At 69.5% G+C, this 21,558-nt stretch carries 25 protein-coding genes; 2 read left to right on the top strand and 23 right to left on the bottom strand.

Going from position 1 to position 21,558, the window contains the following annotated elements; translation table 11 throughout:
• Positions 1-5: 5 nt before the first annotated feature.
• Complete coding sequence (locus NBG84_RS06430) at positions 6-968, bottom strand: GlxA family transcriptional regulator (RefSeq protein ID WP_250918299.1); 963 nt, start codon at positions 966-968, stop codon at positions 6-8.
• A gap of 159 nt (positions 969-1,127) precedes the next feature.
• Complete coding sequence (locus NBG84_RS06425; protein WP_250918298.1) at positions 1,128-1,610, bottom strand: DUF2269 family protein; 483 nt, start codon at positions 1,608-1,610, stop codon at positions 1,128-1,130.
• 860 nt (positions 1,611-2,470) lie between these two features.
• Here NBG84_RS06425 and NBG84_RS06420 point away from each other — a divergent pair.
• Entirely contained in the window at positions 2,471-3,010 is a 540-nt protein-coding gene (locus tag NBG84_RS06420) for a hypothetical protein (RefSeq protein WP_250918297.1), read from the top strand.
• A 319-nt stretch (positions 3,011-3,329) separates the two neighbouring features.
• Here NBG84_RS06420 and NBG84_RS06415 read toward each other — a convergent pair whose 3' ends face one another.
• From NBG84_RS06415 to NBG84_RS06405, 3 genes are all read right to left on the bottom strand, one after another.
• Positions 3,330-3,563: a hypothetical protein gene (locus tag NBG84_RS06415; RefSeq protein ID WP_250918296.1), complete on the bottom strand. Its 234-nt coding sequence runs from the start codon at positions 3,561-3,563 to the stop codon at positions 3,330-3,332.
• A gap of 7 nt (positions 3,564-3,570) precedes the next feature.
• Positions 3,571-4,248 carry a glycohydrolase toxin TNT-related protein gene (locus NBG84_RS06410; RefSeq protein WP_250918295.1) on the bottom strand — a complete coding sequence of 226 codons (678 nt, stop codon included), beginning with the start codon at positions 4,246-4,248 and terminating at the stop codon, positions 3,571-3,573.
• Between the two features lie 174 nt (positions 4,249-4,422).
• On the bottom strand, positions 4,423-5,112 hold the full coding sequence (locus NBG84_RS06405; protein WP_250918294.1) for a 2-oxoglutarate/malate transporter: 690 nt from the start codon (positions 5,110-5,112) through the stop codon (positions 4,423-4,425).
• 64 nt (positions 5,113-5,176) lie between these two features.
• Here NBG84_RS06405 and NBG84_RS06400 point away from each other — a divergent pair, with 64 nt between their 5' ends.
• On the top strand, positions 5,177-5,809 hold the full coding sequence (locus NBG84_RS06400; protein WP_250918293.1) for a TetR/AcrR family transcriptional regulator: 633 nt from the start codon (positions 5,177-5,179) through the stop codon (positions 5,807-5,809).
• A 231-nt stretch (positions 5,810-6,040) separates the two neighbouring features.
• Here NBG84_RS06400 and NBG84_RS06395 read toward each other — a convergent pair whose 3' ends face one another.
• The 18 genes from NBG84_RS06395 to NBG84_RS06310 all read right to left on the bottom strand — a co-directional run bounded on the left by NBG84_RS06395 (position 6,041) and on the right by NBG84_RS06310 (position 21,526).
• Positions 6,041-7,474: a cytochrome P450 gene (locus NBG84_RS06395; RefSeq protein ID WP_250918292.1), complete on the bottom strand. Its 1,434-nt coding sequence runs from the start codon at positions 7,472-7,474 to the stop codon at positions 6,041-6,043.
• 420 nt (positions 7,475-7,894) lie between these two features.
• Positions 7,895-9,433: an MFS transporter gene (locus NBG84_RS06390; protein ID WP_250918291.1), complete on the bottom strand. Its 1,539-nt coding sequence runs from the start codon at positions 9,431-9,433 to the stop codon at positions 7,895-7,897.
• A 138-nt stretch (positions 9,434-9,571) separates the two neighbouring features.
• Positions 9,572-10,117, bottom strand: coding sequence for a hypothetical protein (locus NBG84_RS06385; RefSeq protein WP_250918290.1), 546 nt, complete (start codon positions 10,115-10,117; stop codon positions 9,572-9,574).
• Positions 10,114-10,998, bottom strand: a complete 885-nt coding sequence (locus tag NBG84_RS06380) for an alpha/beta hydrolase (RefSeq protein WP_250918289.1) — start codon at positions 10,996-10,998, stop codon at positions 10,114-10,116. Before NBG84_RS06380 ends, NBG84_RS06385 begins: the two co-directional genes overlap by 4 nt.
• Before the next feature lie 195 nt (positions 10,999-11,193).
• Positions 11,194-11,919 (bottom strand): 2-hydroxychromene-2-carboxylate isomerase, encoded by a 726-nt coding sequence (locus NBG84_RS06375; RefSeq protein ID WP_250918433.1) that lies wholly within the window; start codon positions 11,917-11,919, stop codon positions 11,194-11,196.
• 1 nt (position 11,920) lies between these two features.
• Positions 11,921-12,670: a 3-oxoacyl-[acyl-carrier-protein] reductase gene (gene fabG, locus NBG84_RS06370; protein ID WP_250918288.1), complete on the bottom strand. Its 750-nt coding sequence runs from the start codon at positions 12,668-12,670 to the stop codon at positions 11,921-11,923.
• 12 nt (positions 12,671-12,682) lie between these two features.
• Positions 12,683-13,195 carry a 3-hydroxyacyl-ACP dehydratase FabZ family protein gene (locus NBG84_RS06365; protein ID WP_250918287.1) on the bottom strand — a complete coding sequence of 171 codons (513 nt, stop codon included), beginning with the start codon at positions 13,193-13,195 and terminating at the stop codon, positions 12,683-12,685.
• Positions 13,189-13,656 (bottom strand): 3-hydroxyacyl-ACP dehydratase FabZ family protein, encoded by a 468-nt coding sequence (locus NBG84_RS06360; RefSeq protein ID WP_250918286.1) that lies wholly within the window; start codon positions 13,654-13,656, stop codon positions 13,189-13,191. The genes NBG84_RS06365 and NBG84_RS06360 overlap by 7 nt, the downstream gene beginning before the upstream one ends.
• The gene (locus tag NBG84_RS06355) at positions 13,656-13,919 is read right to left on the bottom strand and encodes an acyl carrier protein (RefSeq protein WP_250918285.1); all 264 of its coding nucleotides are present in this window, start codon (positions 13,917-13,919) and stop codon (positions 13,656-13,658) included. The genes NBG84_RS06360 and NBG84_RS06355 overlap by 1 nt, the downstream gene beginning before the upstream one ends.
• 79 nt (positions 13,920-13,998) lie before the next feature.
• Positions 13,999-14,937, bottom strand: a complete 939-nt coding sequence (locus tag NBG84_RS06350; RefSeq protein WP_250918284.1) for an ACP S-malonyltransferase — start codon at positions 14,935-14,937, stop codon at positions 13,999-14,001.
• A 48-nt stretch (positions 14,938-14,985) separates the two neighbouring features.
• A complete protein-coding gene (locus NBG84_RS06345) occupies positions 14,986-16,095 on the bottom strand; it encodes a beta-ketoacyl synthase N-terminal-like domain-containing protein (protein ID WP_250918283.1) in 1,110 nt (369 codons plus the stop codon).
• Between the two features lie 264 nt (positions 16,096-16,359).
• Complete coding sequence (locus tag NBG84_RS06340) at positions 16,360-16,752, bottom strand: hypothetical protein (protein ID WP_250918282.1); 393 nt, start codon at positions 16,750-16,752, stop codon at positions 16,360-16,362.
• A gap of 2 nt (positions 16,753-16,754) precedes the next feature.
• On the bottom strand, positions 16,755-17,174 hold the full coding sequence (locus NBG84_RS06335; RefSeq protein ID WP_250918281.1) for a hypothetical protein: 420 nt from the start codon (positions 17,172-17,174) through the stop codon (positions 16,755-16,757).
• 1 nt (position 17,175) lies between these two features.
• Positions 17,176-17,502: a hypothetical protein gene (locus tag NBG84_RS06330; RefSeq protein WP_250918280.1), complete on the bottom strand. Its 327-nt coding sequence runs from the start codon at positions 17,500-17,502 to the stop codon at positions 17,176-17,178.
• Positions 17,495-18,472, bottom strand: a complete 978-nt coding sequence (locus NBG84_RS06325; protein WP_250918279.1) for an alpha/beta hydrolase — start codon at positions 18,470-18,472, stop codon at positions 17,495-17,497. Before NBG84_RS06325 ends, NBG84_RS06330 begins: the two co-directional genes overlap by 8 nt.
• 11 nt (positions 18,473-18,483) lie before the next feature.
• Positions 18,484-19,278, bottom strand: a complete 795-nt coding sequence (locus NBG84_RS06320; protein ID WP_250918278.1) for an SDR family oxidoreductase — start codon at positions 19,276-19,278, stop codon at positions 18,484-18,486.
• A 62-nt stretch (positions 19,279-19,340) separates the two neighbouring features.
• Positions 19,341-20,339, bottom strand: a complete 999-nt coding sequence (locus tag NBG84_RS06315) for a beta-ketoacyl synthase N-terminal-like domain-containing protein (RefSeq protein WP_250918277.1) — start codon at positions 20,337-20,339, stop codon at positions 19,341-19,343.
• The gene (locus NBG84_RS06310) at positions 20,336-21,526 is read right to left on the bottom strand and encodes a beta-ketoacyl-[acyl-carrier-protein] synthase family protein (protein ID WP_250918276.1); all 1,191 of its coding nucleotides are present in this window, start codon (positions 21,524-21,526) and stop codon (positions 20,336-20,338) included. Before NBG84_RS06310 ends, NBG84_RS06315 begins: the two co-directional genes overlap by 4 nt.
• Positions 21,527-21,558 lie beyond the last annotated feature (32 nt).

Genomic DNA, 21,558 nt, shown 5'->3' with positions numbered 1-21,558 from the left:
GGCAGTCAACGGGAGTCAGGGGAGCGGAACGCCGCCCGGTAGGCCTGGGGGGAGACCCCGGTGTGCCGGGTGAAGTGCTGACGGAAGGTGGAAACCGCGCCGAAACCGGTCTCGATGGCGATGCGCTGTACGGGGAGCGCACCGCTCTCCAGAAGCTGTTGGGCACGGTTCACCCGGGCCCGCAGCAGCCATTGAAGGGGAGTGGTGCCCGTCTGGGCCCGAAAGTGGCGATTGAGACTGCGGATGCTCATGGCGGCATGACGGGCGACATCGTCGAGTGACAGCGGTTCATGGAGTCGGCTCTCCATCCACTCCAGCGTTGGTTGGAGGGTGGAGCGGCGCTCCACCGGATGTGAGTGATCGATGAACTGGCTCTGCCCTCCGTCCCGTTGGAGGGTCATCACAATACGGCGGGCGGTGGCGGCGGCGATGGCCGCGCCGAGGTCCCGATGGACGAGGTGCAGACAGAGATCGAGCGCGGCGGCCACTCCGGCCGAGGTGATGAGCGAACCATTGTCGATGTAGAGGCTGTTGTCGTCCACCTCCACCGCCGGATGGCGGCGGGCGAGTTCAGCGGCGAACATCCAATGGGTGGTGGCCCGGTGTCCATCGAGCAGCCCGGTGGCGGCAAGGGTGAAGGCCCCGACACATACCGAGGCGAGTCGGGCTCCCCGGGCACTCGCCGCTCGGAGTGCTTCGACCACTTCGGCGGGTGGAACGTCCAGCGAGCCCGCATGCCCGGGGATGACGACGGTGTCCGCCTCGGCCAACACCTCCAGCCCCCCGTCGGTACCGAGCCGAAACTCACCCAGACCAGCCGCCGTGCGCACCTCTCTCCTGGGAGCACAGATCCGCACCTCGTAGTGGGGGCGGCCCAGGGCGTCATTGGCCGTACCCAGGACCTGGCCGGGCGCCGACAGCTCAAAGGGGACGACGCCGTCGAGTGCGAGTACCGCTACCAGAGTCATGGCCAGAAGCTAGCGGATAGCTGCATTCAGGCCAGCTCCGGGAGGTGTATCCGGGGTCAGTGGGGTTTCGGTTGATCCCCGTGCGAGGGGCCGACGGATGGAGCGTGGGCTCCCGAGGAGGAGGGGACCAGCGGCTGGGTGACGGTTGCGTGGATCGGGTCAGCCTCCGGTGGTGGAACCCGGCCGGACGATCATCAGAACGGTCACGGTCACCCAGAGGAGATTGAAGACACCGGTCACCATCGCCAGTCGGGCCCCGGCCCGGTGGTCCGTGGCGACGGGAGCGGTCTCGGACGTCGCCTCCGCCACGAGTGCCAGGCCACTCTCCTGCTGGGGCAGCAGCAGTACCACCAACATCACCGCCGCGGCCGCGGTCAGCACCATCGAGGCGATCAGCCAGGCATCGCCGAGCACTCCCAGGCTCTGGGCGGTGAGGAGCCCGAAGACGACCACGGCGACGCCAACGCCCGCGTACACCCGGCAGATGCGATGCAAGACCCGCAGTGTCGCCAAAGTCGCCGTGCTGCCAGGTTCCGCCTGGGCCCGGCGCAGAACCGGTGGGAACATGCTGGCCGCGACGGCGACCGGTCCCACGGCCAGGATCGCGGCCACCACATGCAGGGCGAGGAAGACCTTGGTCACGGTGCGCTCTCTCCGTTGTCGAGCCGGTCGCGGCTCCGTGGGGATGCGCCCGATGGACGCACTCGGATGGTGCAGGCCCGCATCGATGAGATGGTCTTCGCAGGTCAAAGCAGCTGTCCTTACGCTAGGCCGCCACCGAAGCCGCCGAGGAGTGGCAAAAGTGACCTACTGCGCCGGATTCCCAGCGTGAAGTCGGGTGGCGGGCGGGTGCGTAGCCCCCGCGGGTCGACGGCTCGCCGCCCAGCCTCGTCTCACTCCGCGATGCAACGGCAACCCGAGTGGGCGCCTGATGTGCACCCCAAGCCGCGGGCTCCGGACTTGAGCGGAAGAGGCAGTGGCAGTCGGCTGCCGGCGGTGGGAGTGGCTGGGCGCAACGCCTTTTCTACGCAGTCGAGTTAGCGAATGCAATCGGCCAACTTTCCATCACCTAGGTGTGGGTGCAGGGCGCACCTTCTGTCTCGGGTAGGCCGGAGGCATATCCGTCGTCGGTGAGCCCCTGTGGACGCACGTGTCAATTGGCTGACTGGATCTCTCCCAGGTGCCACACCGCCCCGACCTTGGGGATCCGCGACCCCTGCCCCGGAACGGCGGAACGACCGGTTCAACTTCTCCTCCGCTAGGGCCTGGAGGGCCCCTGGGCGGTTGGGGGGAACGAGTATCGGACATTCACACTCGTAACACTGGCCCCATTCGCGCCACGCTATACCTTCCGTAACTCAGGCCCCATTGACGGTTCCTCGTGGGTCCCCAGAACATCAGTCCCGCTCCACTCCGGGCGACCACCGGATAGCGAGTCGTTGCACGGTCCTCGTCCGTGCACCCGTCTGACTCCGTATCGTCAACCCCAAAGGTGTGTTTACATGCGCAAGCCCCTGTCCGTACTCCTCAGCGCCCTAGCGCTCGCCGCCGCTGGTACCGTCGCCGGGGCCGGATCGGCCGCCGCGGCAAGCACCACGCCGAGTGTCGTCGCCAGTGCCAAGAGCGCTGCCGCCGCCTTCGGGAGCATCTGCTACCAGGCGCATGTGCAGAACGTCGGCTGGCAGAACTTCACCGCGTGCAACGGAACCGACGCGGGCACCGTGGGACAGGCGCGCCATATGGAGGCGCTCACCATCGCGACCGCCGGCGTCGGCGGGGTCTGCGCCCGCGCGCATGTGGCCGGTGTGGGCTGGCAGGCATGGCAGTGTCGTCCCGACGGACAGGCGCTGACCGTCGGCACCACGGGACAGAACCGACCGATCGAGGCACTGGAAGTCGCGATCACCAGCAACAGACCGGTCAGAGGCAATGCGCACCTGAGCAACCTCGGCTGGCAGGGGTGGAAGCCGTGGGCTGAGTCCACTCAGGTGGGCACCGTAGGGCAGGCCCGTGCGATGGAAGCCGTCCGGTTCGAGGTGTGACCGAATAGGTCTCCTGCATCGGCACGAGGTGTTCCGGAGTGGTATGCGGTTCCCGCGCCTACATCCGAGCGGTTGGCATCCGCCGCCTCATCCGTGCGCTGAATGACCCCAACGCGCCGAACCCCGGCCAACCGCCACCGGGGGGAAGTGCCCGCGGCCATGGACGAGTTACCCCTCGTTCCGCTCCGGTCAACCGCTCGCGCGCCCGTGGGGCATCCGCACCCCACGGGCACACGGCGCCACGAGCGCGCTTCGCCAACGACCGCTCGACGGGGTCTCCCCACCGTCGAGCGGTTCCGAAGCGGTCTCCTCAGGACTGTCAGGTGGCGAGTAGCAGCAGATGGGCACAGGCCTTGGACTCGCTGGTGTGACGAGCCATCACCTCGTACGCACCGTGCTCATACGCTCCGGTCTCCCACGCCCCGTCCGGGCCCTTCCGTAGGAACAGGAAGTCCGGTGGCGTGGGGACCGGTTCATGAACCCCCTCGATGCGGTAGTAGCCGTCGGCCACTCCTGCCGCACTCAGCGCGGCCCGTACCTCTCGGCGGTTCACGAGGGCGCTAGGAGGCCACGGATGTGAGATAGCCGCGCTCCAGCAGCCACTTCACATTAAGCCGCTGGTCCTGCCCCGGGTTGAGGAACACCGGGTCCAACTTGATCTGCTGACCGCCTCCGGGCTGCTCGAACCACGGTGCGATGCTCCCCTGCCACACCCAGAACGGCTTGGCGACCTTGTAGACGCGGTAGTCGCAGGCCACCGCCGCATCCCGGGTGTTGAGGTTCTGCGGCGGTAGCGCCCGCTCGGAGTACGCGTCACCCGCCGGGGCGAGGTAGCTGCCGAACTCCGAACCGAAACGGTCCAGACGCTGGCCGGGCCGCAGCTTGGTCGGCTCCTTGTCGATCTCACCGTTGACCTCGCCGAAGCCGTCGTTGGGCGGGTACTTCCAGCCGCCGGAGTCCGCCGGTCCCTCCCAGTACTTCTTGAGGAAGGCCGACGGTGCCAGTGCGCCCGTCCGCTTGTACCCCTTCAGTAGCGGGCCCACCGGCGCCTGGTTCTTCTTCGGCAGCCACTTCGGGCCGAGCCGCGCGTCATTGCGGAACTCCCCGGTACAGGGCTCATGCCGGACCTTGGTCGCCTTCGGCTGGTCCGACTGCTGCGGGGCGGCGCTCGCGGTCGGGGCCATCACCAGCCCGGCGGTGATGCCGAGCGTGGCGAATGCGGTGCGTATTCGGTTCATTCAGGAGTCCCCTCACACTGACGATCAATCAGAATCGCCGGCGCAGGCTATCTTTTCGATCTTCAGGAGGGTCTGTGTCAGGGCGACTTCCGGCCTTTTGCGGCGGCTGCCAGAGTGGTATATCCGACGGGGGCGCGGTGTTTGAACGGGCGGTGACCGGAAGCGGCCGTCGCTCTATCGCCGCGTCGGCGCGTGGGACGAACCCAGCCGGATCAGCGTGATGCCGTATGCGGTGATCCAGGCCACCCAGAGCAGCCAACCGGCCAGCCCGAGCAGGCCGAAGAGGCTTTCCTGGCCGATGAACAGCGATGTCAGGGTGGCCGAGAGGAAGAGCAGCGCGGCCGACACCAGGCCCAGTCGGGCGTGCCGCGGGCGGCTGAGACCGGCACGCCGACCGCCCACGGACAGACCGATGAGAGCCAGTGCCAGAAATGTTCCGTTGAGTGCGAAGAGTGCTTCGTACAGTGCCCAGAGCGTGACCACGGCCGCGGTGCCGTCATCAGCGGTCGATGTGAGGGCCAGGCGGATGGCGATGAGTCCGGAGAACGCCGCGTTCTGGAGGATCAGTCCGGCGAAGCCGACCAGTGACCACGCCTCTCTCCGGTGGAGTTCGGCCCGCCACAGGACGGAGACCACGCCTGCGCCAAAGAGTGTGGCGAGCACCCAAGCGGCGGGAGTGAGCGCTGAGGAAGCCCCGACGATCGCGCTCTGCTCGGCGAAGAACGCGGATATCTCATCGAGGTCGGTGTCGGAACCCGCGGCCGGAAGTCCGGCGGGTACCGCGATCACATTGCCCAGCGTGATCAGGCCGGCGAAGCCCAGGGCGGCAAAGCCGGAGATCCGGGGGAAACCCATGGCGGACACCGCATTGAAGGTAGGTAACATGTATTGAATGTAGCTGGCGGCAAATGAATGAGGGGTGCCCAGGGTGGAGGCTTCAGCGGGCCGACGGCAGTACGACTCGCTGCGCCGCGCGGCACAGGCGCGGCAGACCCGGACCGACATCGCCCGTGCCGCGCGCGGGCTCTTCGTCGCCCGGGGCTGGGCTGCGACGACCGTGCGCGAAGTGGCGCGCGAGGCAGGCGTCTCCGTGCCAACGGTCTACTCGGCCTACGGCAACAAGACCGGGCTGGTCCGAGCGCTCGCGGATGCCGCCGATCTGTCAGCCGAAATCGATCGGATGCTGGCCGAGTTGGAGGCGCCAACGGCCACCCCCACCGGTCAACTCGCGGCGATGGTCGGCTATGACCGACGGCTGTTCGAGCGGGCCGGTGATGTGATCACCCTGCTGCGTGAGGCGGGCCGTACCGAGCCGGAGCTTTCCACGGCCTACCGCGATGGACGGGCCCGTGGCGATGAGACCCGGCTCCAGGTGTTCTCTTCCTGGCCGGCCGGGACTCTGCGAGGAGACCTGGATGTGCGGATGGCCATCGACGTCTATGCCGCCCTGTGCAACATCGATGTCTACGCCACGCTCACCGGCGAACGCGGGTGGGACCCGGACCGGGTGGAGCGGTGGTGGGGTGAGGCTCTGGCCCGCGAACTCCTGGCGGACTTCTGAGGGGCGGCCTGGCCACCGGCTGACATGGACGGCGTCCGGGATGGGGCAGGGGAGCGTTCCGGGGGGCGGGGGAATGCCCCGATCGATGCTTCCGCGGTGCGGCTCAGGGCGGTGCGGCAATCTGCCCCGAACCGCGACGCCGGCCTCCGCAACCAACCATGAGGCCGCGGAGGCCGACGCCGGGCCGGTCCCCGGACCGCGCCGCGGTGGTGAGTCTGGGGAGCGTTGTCGTCAGTGGGCGTAGGGGCATCCCCGGGGTGCGGTCGCGCCGTTCGCGGAGGGGTTCGGGGCGGTGGGGACCGCGGGCACGGGGGAGCGGCGGGTGACCTTCATCAAGAGGTTGCCCGCCGGCCGTAGGGTCACCATGGGTTCCATGACCGGGGACGGCCCCGGCACCGAGGTCAGATGCGCCTGGCCGGCGAGGGTGGCCAGGGCGACCTGCCCGCCCAGCAGGGCATGGTGGTTGCCGATGCAGACGCGGTGCCCGGCACCGAACGGCATATAGGCGTGGCGCGGTAGCTCCGCCTCGCGCTCGGACTCGAAACGGTCCGGGTCAAAGCGTTCCGGGTCCGGGAAGTAGTCAGCGCGCCGATGCAGTGCGTAGGGGCTGAAGACGACCGACGCGCCCGCTGGGATGCGATGGCCGCCCACCTCGACATCGGTGGTGGCCTGCCGCGAGAACATATAGACCGGTGGATAGAGCCGCATGGCCTCCTTGAACACCTGAAGTGCGTACGGTAGCCGCTCCAGATCGGCCCCGGTGGCGGGCCTACCGGCCAGGACCCGGTCCGACTCGGCCATGAGTCGCTCATGGCACTCGGGGTGCCGGGACAGCAGATGGAGGCTCCAGGTGAGCGCCGTCGCCGTGGTCTCGTGGCCGGGCATGAACATGTTCAATGCCTCGTCCCGGATCTGCTGGTCGCTCAGCGCCGTGCCGTCGTCATAGGCGCATTCCAGAAGCAGGGTCAGCCAGTCGTCGGGCTTGTCCGCCAGGGCGCGGCGCTCCGCCAGGAAGGCGTGGAAGGTGCTCTCCAAGCGTTCGATGGCCTTGCGGTAGCGCAGATTCGCCGGTGTCGGCCATTCGATGGTCAGGGGGATCAGCGCGCTGGCCTGGGAGTCAAAACCGTGGATGGCGTCGGTCAGGGCGTTGCCGAGGTCATTGGCCTCATCCAGGATGTCTCGGCTGAAGAGGTTCTGGCCGACGACGCCAAGGACGAGCCGGACCATCTCCCGCCGCACGTCGATGACATCGCCGTCCTTCCATCCCGCCACCACGGCCCGGGAGACCTGCGCGGTGATGTCAGCGGAGTGGCGGACCACCGCCGTGCGAAAGCGCGGCTGAATGAGCCTTCGGTTTCGCTTGTGCTCCTCATTGGTGGCGGTCAGCAACCCGTCGCCAAGCAGCGGTCGGGCAAAGGAGCGGAAGCGATCGGTCTTCTCGAACAGGCTCCCGTTCTGGATCAGAATCTCATGGCAGAGTTCGATGGAGTTGACGAGGTAGCAGTCCTGACCGGCGATCGTATAGATCCCGATGTCCCCGCACTCCGCGAAGGTCCGCTGGAAGAGTTCCAGCCGGTCCTTCTTGAAATCAAGCGTGTTTCCGAAGAGCCTGCGGCCTTTGAGTCGTGGAACTGGCAAAACGGGCGTGCTGGTGCTGTTCGGCATTCCCATTCCTTCCCCGTGTAATTCACATCCAAGGCGCGTTGCGAGAGGTGAATATAGTGGGGAGAAGCGACACGATCGGCGATCGGGCAACTGGCTGCCATTCCGGCAGGATGATGATGGCCGATGGCCCCGGATCGGGCGGATCCGCTGCTGTGAACTGTTGGGAAGACTCTTCAGGGGCCGGAGACGGTCGCCATGGGCACCAGGTCTCCCACGCCCTGCTGATGGGGTGTTTCCCGCGGTACGAGCGGGAAACGTCGCCCTCACACGGGCAGCGGTGTTCGTCGCCGAAGGGAGTGTGCCCGCGTACCGCCGGTGCGGGGCGGGGCGGGGCGGGGCGAGGGGCATGGGCCCCTTGCCGCGATCACCCTGTGATCCCCGGAGCGGAGGGATCAGCGAGCGGGGCCGGCGCCCGCTGGCTCAGGGTGACTTGCGGAACGCCACCAGAACCACCACCGCACCCAGCGCCGCGACGACTCCGCCCACGACCGCCGTGACATGCATGGCGTGGAGGAAGCTGTCATCGGCCGCCGCGAGCAGTTCGGGCAGTTTCAGTTCCAGACTGATCTGCCGGGCGGCCTCGGCCGACTCCTTCGCGGTGTCGGCGGCCGGCTCCGGGAGCCCGGCCAACCGCGGTTCGATGTCGGAGCTGTAGGTGCTGGTGAGCAGGGAGCCGAGTACGGCGACGCCCAGTACGCCGCCGATCTGCCGCATGGAGTTGTTCACCGCCGAGCCCGCGCCCGTACGCTCCTCGGGCAGTACCGACATGACCGCTTCGGTGGTGGGTGCCATCGCCGCGCCCATCGCGGCCCCTTGCACCAGCAGGAGCAGCCAGAAGTACGACATCGCCGTGTCCTGGTCGAGCCAGACATAGGCGAGGAAGGTCCCCGCGGCGACCGTCATGGCCAGGCTCACCACCGGACCGAGACCGAATCTGCGGACCAGGGCCGCCGAGACCGGGGCGCCCAGCAGCACCCCGATCGCCACCGGAACCAGGTTGAGGCCTGCCTCGAAGGGGGTCTGGTCCCGTACGCCCTGGAGGTAGAAGGCGGTGTAGAACATCGACCCCGACAGGCTGAAGAAGGTCAGCATCACGGAGATCGTGGCACCGGTGAACCGGGCGTTGCCGAAGAGGCGGACATCCAGGCTCGGAGTGGCCACCCGCAGCTCCACCAGGACGAAGACCGCGAGCACCACAAGGCCGCCGGCGATCGACCCCAGTACGGCCGGACTGGTCCATTCACTGCGGTGGCCGCCCTCGATCAGTCCGTAGACCACCGCGCCCAGGCCCGTGGTGGACAGCAGCACACCGAGTGGGTCCAGTGAGGTGCGGATCGCGTTGCGGGCGGGCGGCAGCAGCAGTACCGCACCGATCACCGTGATCGCCGCCAACGGGACGTTGACCATGAAGACCGAGCCCCACCAGAAGCGCTCCAGCAGAGCGCCGCCCACGAGCGGTCCGGCCGCGATGGCCAGTCCACTGGAGCCGGACCAGATCGCGATGGCCATGGCCCGCTCGCGGGCGTTGAACACGGCGGCGATCAGGGACAGTGTCGCCGGCATGATCAGTGCGCTGCCCACCCCCATCACCCCGCGGGCCGTGATCAGCTCGGCCGGGCTGCTACTCGTACCCGCCCAGAAGGAGGAGGCCGCGAAGATCAGTGTGCCCGCCAGCAGCAGCCTGCGGTGGCCGTAGCGGTCGCCCAGGACCCCACCGCTGAAGAGCATCACCGCGAAGATCAGCGTGTAGGAGCTGATGCTCCACTGCAACTCGTTGGTGGTGGCGCCCAGACCCTCGTCGGGGTCGGCGAGGGTCTTCAGCGCCACATTGAGGATCGTGTTGTCGAGCCAGACGGTCAGCTGGGCCAGGACCAGTACGGCGAGGGCGAACCAACGGCGTCTACTCGGTTCCTCCGCCGCCTGGTCGGGAGCAACCCGATCCGGGTCCTGTCCTGCCATCGACTGAACCACGGGTAGACCTCTCGCTGTGGGGCGCTGCACGCTGTCGTCCGATCGTTGACGGCGTGTCGAAGGGAGGTCAACTTTCCCCGGCACTCTGGCAGTTAGTTGCCAGCGCGGCCGACCGGAATGAGCCCGTCAGGGCTTGGTCCCGCCCTCCGCGAGATCGCGCAGCGTCAGCAGTTGGCGCCGCATCATCAGCAGATCTCCCCAGGCCATCATCTTCATCCGGGGAGCGCCCAGCACTCCGGGACGCCGGCCCACGACCATCTTCACCACCAGTCGGGTGCTGTCCGCGCCCTCGGGCAGCACGGCATAGGTCAGGGCGAAGTCCCCGAAGAGCCGCACCGCCCGAGGAGTGGTGAGCAGCAGCGTCAGATGGCGGTCGGTCTCGAAGGAGACCAGTTCGAAAATGGTCATCACCCGCTGCCCGGCCGCCAGTTCCTCGGCCCCCGGAGAGAGCTTCCGGGGGCTGCGGCGGCCGAGGTTGTCCAGACTGTCGTAGCTGTACGGCGCCACCTTGAGCTGGCAGAGCCAGCGGAAGGTGGTGGCCGCGTCGGCCCGTACGGTGACCGCGCGCATCCATGGCTCGGCGCCGGGGCCCAGCAGGTCGTCGCAGGGGTAGGAGGCGGCCAGCTCATCCGGCCGGGCGCCCCACACCCGTGGTGTTCCCGAGTCCCTCACTCGCCCAGTGCCCGCTTCAGGAAGGCGAGGACCGTGCCCCGGTAGTGCTCGGGGTCCGTCTTGATGCCCTGGAGGTGCTCGGTACCGGGCAGTACCTCGACCTCGGCCAGGGGATAGCGGGCGGCCAGCGCCTTGGCACCCTCGACGGGGATGATCGAGTCATCCTCACCGGCCAGGATCAGCACCGGCGTCCGCAGATAGCCATCGGTGGCCGGTGGCGGCCACTGCGCTTGCAGCATGGCCGTGCCCAGCCGGGAGAAGACCGAGGTCAGCACCGACCAGGAGGGCTGGTGCAGCAGGGGTTTCGGTACCGGGAGGCCCTTGGCCCGCAGAAAGTTCTGGAACAGCGGACGCAGTTCCAGCGCGGGACCGCTGTCGCAGACGATCGCCTCCACCGGACAGCCCGCCCGCTTCAGCAGATAGAGCGAGGGGAAGGTGGAGAAGGAGAACCCGTAGACCGCGTAACGCGCCTGTGCGTACTCGGGCATCGCCCGCAGGCTGTCCACAACGGCGACCACATCATCGGTGTGGCGCTCGCTCAGGCCCCAGAACGCCTTGTCCGAGTCGCTCAGACCGTGGTTTCGATGGTCGAACAGGGCGACCGTGTAACCCGCCTCATGGAGGAAGGCCGCCTGCGCCAGACTGGCCGACTTGCTCAGGCCGATGCCGTGCCCGACGACCACCACCCGGTCGGTCCCGCCCCGGCAGAGCCAGATGTGCAGCTTTCGGCGCCCACCGGGCAACTGCACCCACACCTCCTCCACCGGCAGCCCGAAGTCCTTGGGATGCCGGTGATGGGGGCGCCGGGGCGGGTGGTAGACGAGATAGGAGAGCAGTGCGCCATAGACCGGTGCCGCCGGTAACGCGGGCGTCGCCAGCACCCGGTGCAGCAGCGAGCCGCGGCGAACCCTCGGTCTCGTGACAGAACCCCCCGAGGTCTCCGGGGCCGGTGAGGCCTCTGGGCTCGCCGTGCTCTCTGAGTGCCCTGGCGTTCCGGCCCGCTGATAGGTCGGGTCGTTCTGCACCTGTCTCCCCCTCTGGGTACCGCGGTCCATGCCCGCTCCGCAACATCGGTTTCAGCCGCAGCCGCCGGCGTGTCCCCCGTCGGCCGACCCCATCACCCTACTCGCGAACTGCGGTGCGCCTACGGCCCCTTGATCGTCCACCGGCCCGGCGGGGCGAGTGCTCCCCACCGCTTCGGCGAAGGCCGCGAGTCGGTCCGTACCCCAGAACTTGTCGTACCGGTGAACGAAGAACGGCACCCCGAACACCCCGTCGCGATGGACGTCCAGCAGCGCCGAAACCCCCCGCGCGCGCAGCCCGGCGTCCTGCGCCGCGCCGGCCATCCGGTCCGCCGGCAGTCCGAGTTCGATCGCCAACTCCCCGATGACCACCGGGTCGCAGATATCGCGCCCCTCCTGCCAGCGCGCCCGATACGCCCGGTCCACATACTCCCGTCCGAGCCCCGCGTCCGCCGCGATGAACCAGGCCAGATGCGGAACCTCCCAGACGGGGTCCCGGTCGAGGGGCCAGCTCATCTCCAGCTTCCGCGCGCGGGTCAACCGCCGTACGTCCTGGAGGATGTACAGATGCTTCTCGCGGGACATCGCCACATACGGGAAGTCACCGCCGGCCTCGGTCAGGGCGTCGGCACTGGTCGCGTCCGGTTCCCAGAACGGCCGCCACTCCAGGGCCCCCGCGAGGTCCGGATGGCCGGCCGTGAGATCCCGGTAGGCGATCCAGGAGTAGGGGCTGCGCAGGGAGAAGTAGAACCTGGGCGGCTGCTTCGGCCGCCCGGTCACCCTAGACAACGAGACCTCCGTCGATCTGGAACACGGCACCCGTCACATAGTCGGCGCCGACCAGGTAGGACACCAGGTCGGCGACCTCCTCGGGGCGGCCGAGCCGGCGCAGCGGAATGTCCTTGACCGCCTGTGCCCGGACCTTGTCCGGCAGGGCGGAGGTCATATCGGTGTCGATGAAGCCGGGGGCGACCGCGTTGGCGCGGATGCCGTAGCGGCCCACTTCCTTGGCGAGCGCCTTGGTGAAGCCGATGATGCCGGCCTTGGACGCCGAGTAGTTGGTCTGGGTGGCGTGGCCGTAGACACCGGCGATCGAGGAGATGTTGACGATGCAGCCGCTCTTGCGCTTCATCATCTCGAAGACCACCGAACGGCAGACGTGGTACGTGCCGTCCAGGTTCACCCGCTGGACCCGCTGCCAGTCGTCGTCCGACATCATCAACAGCGGTTGGTCACGGACGATGCCGGCGGAGGTGACCACCGTATCGATCGTGCCGAGCCGTTCCTCGATCTCGGCTACCAGGGCCCGTACCGCATCCGGGTCCGACACATCCGTACGTTGGGCGAAGGCGCGGACGCCGAGTTCGGACACCTCCTTCTCCAACTCCAGCGCGGCATCGGGTCGTGAGGCGTAGCAGAAGGCGACGTCATGGCCGTCTTGGGCCAGCCGGAGCACGGTGGCCCGGCCGATGCCCCGGGTGCCGCCCGTGACCAGGGCGACCTTGCGCACATCCGCCGATGTCTCGTCCATCTCCAACTCCTTCTAGTGGGCACCGGCGCCCACCGGCGCGGGTGCGGCCGGCAGGGCGCCGGTGAGTTCCTCGGCCGGACGCATCGCCATCACGACGCGGCCCACCTCCATCACGGTCTCGCCGTCGGACAAGCACTCGCCTTCGAAGATCACGGTGTCGCTGAGGGCGCGTACCAGCCGCACCCGGTGCTGGAGCACCTCGCCCGGGAGCACGGGCCGGTGCAGCACGACGTCCGAGATGCTGCCGAAGAGCATCACCTGGCCCGACATCACATCCGGGTTGGGCTTGTCCCACGCCGCCAGCACACCGGCCGCCTGGCACCAGGACTCGATGAGCAACGTCTGCGGATAGGCGTGCTCCTCGTCCCCCGCGTCCTCCGCGAGGTCCTGGTACCAGGGTTCGTTGCAGGTGATCGCCTTGACCGCGACCAGCCGCTCGCCCGGGACCAGCTCATCGACCCGGTCCACCAGCAGCATCGGATAGCGGTGCGGCAGCACCTTCTTGATCGCGCTGATCGTCAGCACGGGGCCTTCCTCTCCTGGGTCGACGGCCCGTCCACGGCGACCGGGGCGGTGCCATGGGGTTCGGCGCTGGTCGAGGGCTCCGGCGCGGCCACCAGCCGCAGCCGTACGGTCGCGGCCCGGCCCCGCTCGGTGGCCGCGACCGCCTCACACCGCCAGGCCTCACCCCGTGGTGACCAGGTCAGTTCGACGGTCAGCCGATCCCCGGGGAAGACGGGGGAGAGGAACCGGGTGGACTCGATCGCCCGCACGATCACCTTGCCCGCGTCCGCCGGAACGGTGGCCAGCGCACTGCGGCGCACCTGCTCGACCACACAGACCCCGGGGAAGATCGGGAAACCGGGGTAGTGGCCGGGGAAGACCCGTTCGTCCGCATGGACCTGGACGGTGGTGCGCAGCGGGGCGCCGGGCTCGGATGAGATCTCGGGGAAGGCCCGCACCGGGCCTGCTGCGAGCGGCGCCATCAGGCGGCCTGGAGCTTCGCGTCGAGCAGGTCATACGCCTTCTGCAGGCAGGTGACCTCCTTCAGCTCCGACTCACCGAGCTTGACCTTGTACTTCTTCTCCAGGACGACCATCACCTCAAGGGCCATCAGGGAGTCCACGCCCAGGTCGTTGACGAAGTGGGCCTCGTCGGTGACCTTGACCTCGTCGACGTCGAGGACCTCGGCGATGGTCACACGGAGGTCTTCGCGTTCAAGGGCGACGGTACCGGTGGTGTCAGACATGCGGTCTCTCCTTGGTGAAGGGTGCTACGGGGTTCGCAGCAGTGGGTGGGTGATCAGTTCGGGTGGTCGGTGAGGGCGCTCAGTGCGCGAGTGCGGCGATGGCGGACGCGCTGTTCAGCGCGGTCGCCGACACGCTCCTGTCGATGCGGCGCAGCAGACTGGTCAGGGTGGTGCCGGGCCCGAGTTCCAGCAGCCGCGTGCAGCCGAGCTCGCCGATCAGGACCCGTACGCTCTCCTCCCAGCGCACCGGGGAGGTCAGTTGACGAATCATCAGATCCGGCCAGTCGTCGGCACCTGAGTGCGCGCTGGCGTCCACATTGGCGACGACCGCCGCATGGGCGGCGGCGAAGCGGGCATCCGTCAGCGCCTTGGCGAGGTCATCCGCGGCGGGACTCATCAGCGGGCTGTGGAAGGCGCCGCCGACCGGGATGCTCACCACCTTCACCCCGGGGGCCACCACCAGCTCCGCGAGCCGCTCAAGCCCCTCGGGGGTGCCGGAGCACACGACCTGGCCGGGGCAGTTGATATTGGCGACCCACACTCCCGGGCCGCCCGCACGGACCGTCGAGGCGGCCTCCTCGACGCTCTCCAGGGGAGCGCCCAGCAGTACGGCCATGGTGCCCGACTGGTTCTCGGCCGCCTCCCGCATGCCCCGGCCGCGGGCCACCACCAGACGCACCGCGTCCTCATACGGCAGTGCCCCCGACGCGGTCAGGGCGACATACTCGCCCAGGCTGTGGCCCGCGTAGCAGACCACCTCGCCCAGAACGCCCCGCGCCGACGCCTCTCGGTGGGCCATCAGCGAGGTGGTGAAGATCGCCAGCTGCGCCAGGTCGGTACGGCGCAGCGTCTGCTCATCGGCCGTGAGCAGCAACTCCTCGATGTCGACGCCCGAAATCTCGGAGACCCTCGGGACCAGGTCCCAGGAGGCGCAGTCACGCCATGCCTCGCCCATGCCCGGGCGCTGTGCGCCCTGCCCGGGGAACAGCAGTCCCACCCGGGGTGCTTCGGTGCTCATGTCCCTGCCTTCCTCTCGGCGCTTGGTTCCCGCGGTTCGGTGCGTCGCTCAGCCGAGCCGCAGTACGGCACAGCCCACGACCCCGTCCCGGTCGACGGAGACGACCAGTCCCACCGAGCCGGTCATTCCGCCGGCCGCCTGGGCGGCGGTGAGCAGGGCCGCGATCTGGAAGGTCGCGGAGGCCGCGTGGGTGTCCCCGATCGGTTCGGCGCAGGCGATGCGCTCGGGGCAGTGGCCGCCCAGGACCTCCCGTAGCGCCGCCCGCTCGCCCACCCCGCGTATTCCGTGTGCCTGGGAGTCGGCGGCGAGTGCGATCTCGTCCAGCCGCACCCCGGAGCGGTCGAGGGCCCGTCGGATGCTGGCGGCGAGCACCGGGGCGACCTGGTCGTCCGTGTGGAAGACACCGAACTCCAGGGCGAGCACCTCGGCGAGCCCGGTGCGGCCGTGCTCGCTCGCGTCCTCGGCGGACTCCAGCAGCAGTACGGCGGCGCCCTCGCCCAGGACGCAGTCGGCCTCATCCTCGCGTCGGGTGTGCACCTCCAACCAGGCGCGGGCCGCGGAGAACTCCTCGACCGCCCCGCACAGCACCGTCCTGGCCCGGCCCGACTTCCGCAGCCGTAGCGCGTAGTTGAGGGCGAGCAGACCGGATGCCCTGCCCCCGGCGACGGTGGTGTTGGGGCCCTTGAGCTGGTGCCAGATGGCGCACTGGCCGGCCGCGCAGTTCATCACCGTGTTGGGGAAGCGCATCGGGTCGACGAAGAACGGCTTCTCCTGCACCAGCGAGTCGCGGGTGAAGTCCATCATGCTCTGCGCGCTACCGGTGTTGGTGCCGAGGACCAGGGCGGCGTCATCGCCGACGCCCGCGATGCGCTCGCCGTCGGAGTCCCGCAGCAACTGCCCCACGGCGGTCACCGCGAGACCGGTGACCCGGTCCATGGAGCGGGTGCCCTTGCGGCCGAGTACGGCGGGTGGGCTGAAGTCCGGGACCAGGCAGGCGGTGTCCACAGGGGCGGACCAGATGGCCTGGTCGAGGGGGGCCGCGGTGGTTCTACCGCTGGTCAGACCGGTCGCGAACTGGGCGCTCTCCAGGCCGTAGGGCGAGACGACGGACCAGGCGGTGATGAGCGGTCCTCGGACGGCGGTGGTGGTGGAGGCCATGGGGCGCGGTGCTCCTCTCGGTTGTTCTGATCGGTTGCTTGGATGGGTCCGGTTGTGTCGTTGGGTGCGGTTGCCTGGGCCGGACTCCGGGGTGGGAACCCCGGTCGCGGTCGCCCGACGCCCGGACCCGATGCGTTCCCGCGTACCGCTGACGGGCCTTGGCCCTGTCCGCCGGTGTGCCCGGGCGGGAGCTTCGCCAGGGAGGCAGAGGGACCGCTGGCAGGGGCGGACCAGGGGGCGATGGACCGCGCGGTAGACGCCGGATCACAGGAAGTGGACGCTCAGATAGCCGGCCCAGTCGGGGAAGGTGGCGTCGCTCGCGCGCCGCACGCCCTTCTGCAGCCAATCGGGGCCCGTCTCGAACTCGGCCAGGGCGCTGTCCTGTGCCCATACCCCGGCTCCCTCCGAGACCAGGGTGCGGATGGTCTCCCGGGGGTCGGGAAGGGTGTCGAGTCGCCGCCCGGCGATCCGGAGCGCCGGTACGGGGGCGGGGTGGGCCGCGGCGAAGGTGACCGCGAGGCCGCGCAGCAGGATGTCCATCCCGCCCTGCTGGCGGTTGAGTTCGCGTACGAAATACAGCACATCGGCGAACTGGGTCTCCACCGAGCCCCGATAGGCGCGCTCGATGATCAGCAGACGGCGTCCGGTGTCGGCCATGGTCAGCACACCCCCAGGAAGAACGACTTGTCGGTGGCCTCCAGGTGGTCGGTGAACTTGAACGGGGGCCGCAGCTTGATGCCGGGGACATGGGCGTCCGCCCCGCGCTCCTGGCTGCAGAACCGGCAGGCGAACCAGTGCAAGGTGGTGGGGAACGTCGACAGCAGCTCGGTGGCCAGGGTCGCCGTCGTGGGATAGGCACGGGCCCAGTCCACGAAGTTGCGCGGCTTGTCGTCCCCCAGCGACAGCTGCGTCAGCCGGGTCGCGTTGCCGCAGGTCCACAGGTGGACCGAGGCCCCGCGCTCCAGCAGTGCCTGGGTCAGCCGGAACGCCGAGGTCACCAGGTCTCCGGTGTGGGGCGCCCCCATGATGGCGATGAGCACATCCGCACGCGGCAGTTCCCTGCTCTTTGCGGTATCCATCTCAGTGCCACACTCCCTGCACACCGGGCCGCAGCAGATGCTCCGCGACCTCGTCCATCCCCACCGGACGCACCCCTGGACGCAGGCGCGACGCCAGCACCGCCCGCTGCTCCAGCGAGAAGCCGTCCACCCACACCCGCGCTCCCGCGTCGATCAGCCGCCCCAACGGGTCCGACACCGAGCCGATGCCGTCGGTCACCCCGTTCTCGATCAGCAGCACCGTCACGGTGTGACCGGACTCGACCAGCCGTACGGCGTCACCGAGGAAGTCCTGTGAGCCGGGGCCGGCGTATCGCCCCTGGGACTCGACGAGCAGATACTCAGCCACGATCGAACGCCTCCTTCGACGCGCTCGTCCCGGTGGCCGCGGTGAAGGCGTCGGCCAGGAATCCGAGGACCCGGGTGCGGTACTCATCGGCGTCGAAACGCAGTGCGTTCATATGGAGTGCGTGGGGAGCGGTCCAGCGCTCCGCGCGGGGATAGCGGGCGGCCACCGACAGCACCTGCTCGGCGGGGACCACCGGGTCCTCGCCCCCCGCGATGAACATCAGCCGGGTGGACACACCGTCCAGCCTCGGCGGCCAGTTCCGCACGGCGAGCATGTGCAGACAGAACCAGGCGAAGAAGCGGCGGTAGACCGCGAAGCCCACCCCGTCCCGCAGCCGCGCGGGCAGCGCGCTGCGCCGCAGCCGGGCGAAGTGCCACAGCCCGGCCTTGGTGTTGTCCATCGGACCGCTGTCACAGATCACCGCCGCGACGGGGGTCGAGAGCCGGCCCAGGACATGCAGCGCCACCCAGGTGGAGAAGGAGAAGCTGACCAGGGCCAGTGCGCCCTGATTGAGCTCGGGGTCCGTTTGCACCGCCGCGATCACATCCGCGAGGTCGCTCGTATAGCGGTCGGACATGCTCCCGTACCTCCCCTCCCGTCCGCTCTCCCCGTGGTTGCGCATGTCGTAGGCGACGACGTGGTAACCGGCCTCGTGCAGCAGCTTGATATGGCCCAGCACACTGGAGCGGGTACGCCCCATGCCATGGCAGATCACCACCGTGTGCGGACCGGTGCCAGGCACCACCCAGCCCTTGAGCTCCACCCGGTCGCGGGTGGTGGTGACCCGCAGATCACGTACGGGCATCCCCTTCTCCGCGGGAGTTCGGCCCGGGGGAGCCGCCTTGGGGTGGTAGAGCTCGAATGCGTGGCGGGCGGCCAGCGACACCCCGGCGCAGGCCGACGGCACCGCGCTCAGCATCGTGCGCAGCAGCCGGGTGGCCGCAGGGCCGCCGGCGGCCGGCTCCTTCACCTCCGAATCCATCACGACGTCAGCGCTTCGCCGCCATCGACCCCGATGACATTGCCGGTGATCCAGGAGGAGTCGGAGCGCGCGAGGGTGACGACGGCCTCGGCGACGTCCTCGGGGAGGGTCAGCCGGCCGTGTGGATTGTTGCGGGTGGCCAGTTCGATCAGCGCGCGGTGCTCCGGAATCCGCTCCAGCGACGGGGTCACCGTGACCCCGGCCCGGATCGAGTTGACGGCCACCCCGCGCGGCGCCAACTCCAGTGCCAGCTGCCGTACATGGGATTCGAGCGCGCACTTGGCGGCGGAGACCGCGCCGTAGTTGGCGGTGACCTTCTGGTCACCCGCGCTGGTCATCGCGAAGACCTTGGAGCCGGCGCCGAGGAGCCCGGCCTCGGCGAGGGCCTGGGCCCAGTAGACGAGCGAGTGGGCCATCACATCGAGCGTCATGGTCATCTGGCGTGAGCTCATGGCCGGGGCGCCGTCAACGGGGAGGTACGGCAGCAGGGTGCCGAAGGCCAGCGAGTGCAGCACCACCCGCAGCGGCCTGCCGCCGGTGAGCTCGACGAACTGGGGCACCAGTTCGGCGCGGGTGGTGGCGCTGGCCGCGTTGGCGTTGAAGAAGTGCGCCTGGACCCCGGCCGAACGCAGCTCCTCCACCGCGATCCCGGCCTTCTCCTGCCCCTCGGCGGTATCGAAGTGCACCCCGAGGACATGGACGCCCTCCCGGGCCAGCGCCCGGGCGTTCGCCAGTCCGATGCCGCTGGAGGCCCCGAGGATCAGGCACCAGGTGTCCGTGAGTGGTGTGGTCATGGCAGTCTCGCTTCGTATCCGATGAATGGTGGTCGCGTGGTGTCCCCGAGCGGCCCGAGGCGTCAGGGCGCCGGGGTGAGCAGGGCGAGGGAGAGGTTGCCGCCGGGCGCGGAGGCCACCACCAGCACGGGCGCGGTCAACTCCGTCAGCGCGGCCGCGACCTGGAGCAGCGGTTCCAAGGCGCCCGCCCCGGCCGCCGCTACGGCGGCGCTCGGGCCCACTGCGCTCACCACCGCACGTCCCACCGCCGAGCCGTCGACCACGGCGATCACCCGTGGTGCGCCGGCCTCACCGAGCGCCGCTCCGCCCCAGCCGGCCAGCCCCCGGTCGATCAGCCGACGCGCCCGCTCCGGACCCTCGGCGGACGCCGCCGATGCGGGGGCGAGGAAATGGCTACTGACCTGGCAGCGGCCGTACGCGCGCCCGCCGCGCGCCCGCACCGCGTCGGCCGGCTCCAGCACCAGCGCCACCGCTCCGCGCTCGGAGCTCCCATGACCTGGCTGCTCCTCGGGCAACGCCTCCTCCGTGGCACCCGCGAGCAGCCAGGTCGCCCGCCCCGCGGCCACCGCACGGGCCCCGGTCTCCAGCGACTCAAGCCCGGCGACCCGAGGAGTGGTGAGGGTGAGATTGAACCCCTTCAACCCGTGCTCGGTCGCCAGCCGGCTACCGAAAAGGTTGATCGAGAAGTACGGGGCCGCGACCGGGCTGAGCGCATCGGCGCTCTCCTCCAGCACCGTCCGGTCCATACCGTCGTGCAGGGCCACCGCGGAACTGTTGGTGCCCACCGCGGCACCGCGCTGCTCGGCCGGGTGCCGGGCCGGGTCGTCATCGGCGTCGACCAGCGCGTACTTGGCCGCTGCCAGGAAGAACTGGGAGGCGGGAGGCAGATACTTGTAGCCGCGCGGCCCCAGCCGCGTCCGGTGGTCGAACCACTGCCCCGGCACGGCCGGCCGGTCGCTGACGGCCGCCTTCTCCGGCTGGTCGGTCCACGGGGTCACCACCCCGATGCCCGAGACCACCAATGCGGCACCGCTGGCGGTTGAGCCGTACGGGGCGGTCATACGCCGGCCTCCTTCAGTACGAGGGATACGTTGTTGCCGCCGAACGCGTAGGCGTTGACGAGGGCGAAGCGGCCCTGAAGCGGGGTGGCGACCTCCGGGAGCCATACCTCGCAGGCCGGCTCCAACTCCTCGACCGGGCGGTTCGGCGGCACCGACCGGTGGTGCAGCACCAGGGCCGCGGCGACCGCGCCCAGCGCGGCGGCAGCGCCGCCGGTATGCCCCACCAGGGCTTTGAGGCTGTAGAGCGGGGTTTCGCCGGCCCGGTCGCCGAGCACCGAGTGCAGTGCCCGGCTCTCGACCACGTCGTTCAACTCCGTGCCGGTGCCGTGCGGCACCACACACCCCACCTCGTCGGCGGTGGCACCCGCCTGCTCCAGCGCCGCCCGCATGGCCCGGACGATCTGGGTCCCCGCGGGTTCCGGAGCGGTGGCGTGGTGGGCGTCGCAGCTCCACCCCTCACCGGCGAGTTCGGCGTAGACACGTGGGGCGTTACGGGCCCGAGCGTGTTCGGCCGACTCCAGGATCATGATCCCGGCGCCCTCGCCGAACACCGTGCCCCCGCGCTGGGCGTCGAAGGGGCGGCACCGCTCCGGGTCCACCGCCCCCAGCCGGTTGAAGCAGGCCAACGCCACCCGGGAGTACGCCTCGGCGCCACCGGCGACCACCACGTCCGCGACCCCGGTACGGATCAGATCCGCCGCGGCGGACAGCCCGAACCCACTGGCCGCACAGGCGTTGCTGATGCTGGTGACCGGGCCCTCGGCGCCCAGCCACGCGCCGAGCGCCGACGCCACCGAGAACACCGGCACCCACTGATCGCCCTCGGGGCGCCCTTGTGTACGCCACTGTTCATGCAACCCGGAATCGCCCATCCCGGTCCCGATGACCACCGCCGTCCGGTCGGTGGGCACCTCGCCGAGGCCAGCGTCCGCGAGCGCCTGCCGCGCCCCCTCGATGGCGTACCGAGAGGCGAGCCCCAACGGAACCCGGCTGTCTCCCCCGTCGAGCGGTACGTCCACGACCGGTGGCTCGGGCACGGAGTACATCAGGGGGATGGGCATATGGGCGTGGGGATCGATGACCTTGTTGGGACTGCTCTCGGCACGCTGTAGTCCGTGCCAGAAGGCGTCCGCGCCGCAGCCCAGATGCGAGATCGCACCCAGTCCAGTGATCAGCACTTCGTGCATCGTCGTCTCCGGGGTACACAAGGGAAGGTGAG

Source organism: Streptomyces albipurpureus (assembly GCF_023701525.1).
Lineage (GTDB): Bacteria > Actinomycetota > Actinomycetes > Streptomycetales > Streptomycetaceae > Streptomyces > Streptomyces albipurpureus.
The sequence above is the reverse complement of the archived record's forward strand: the minus strand, read 5'-3'. Positions and strand labels throughout refer to the sequence as shown.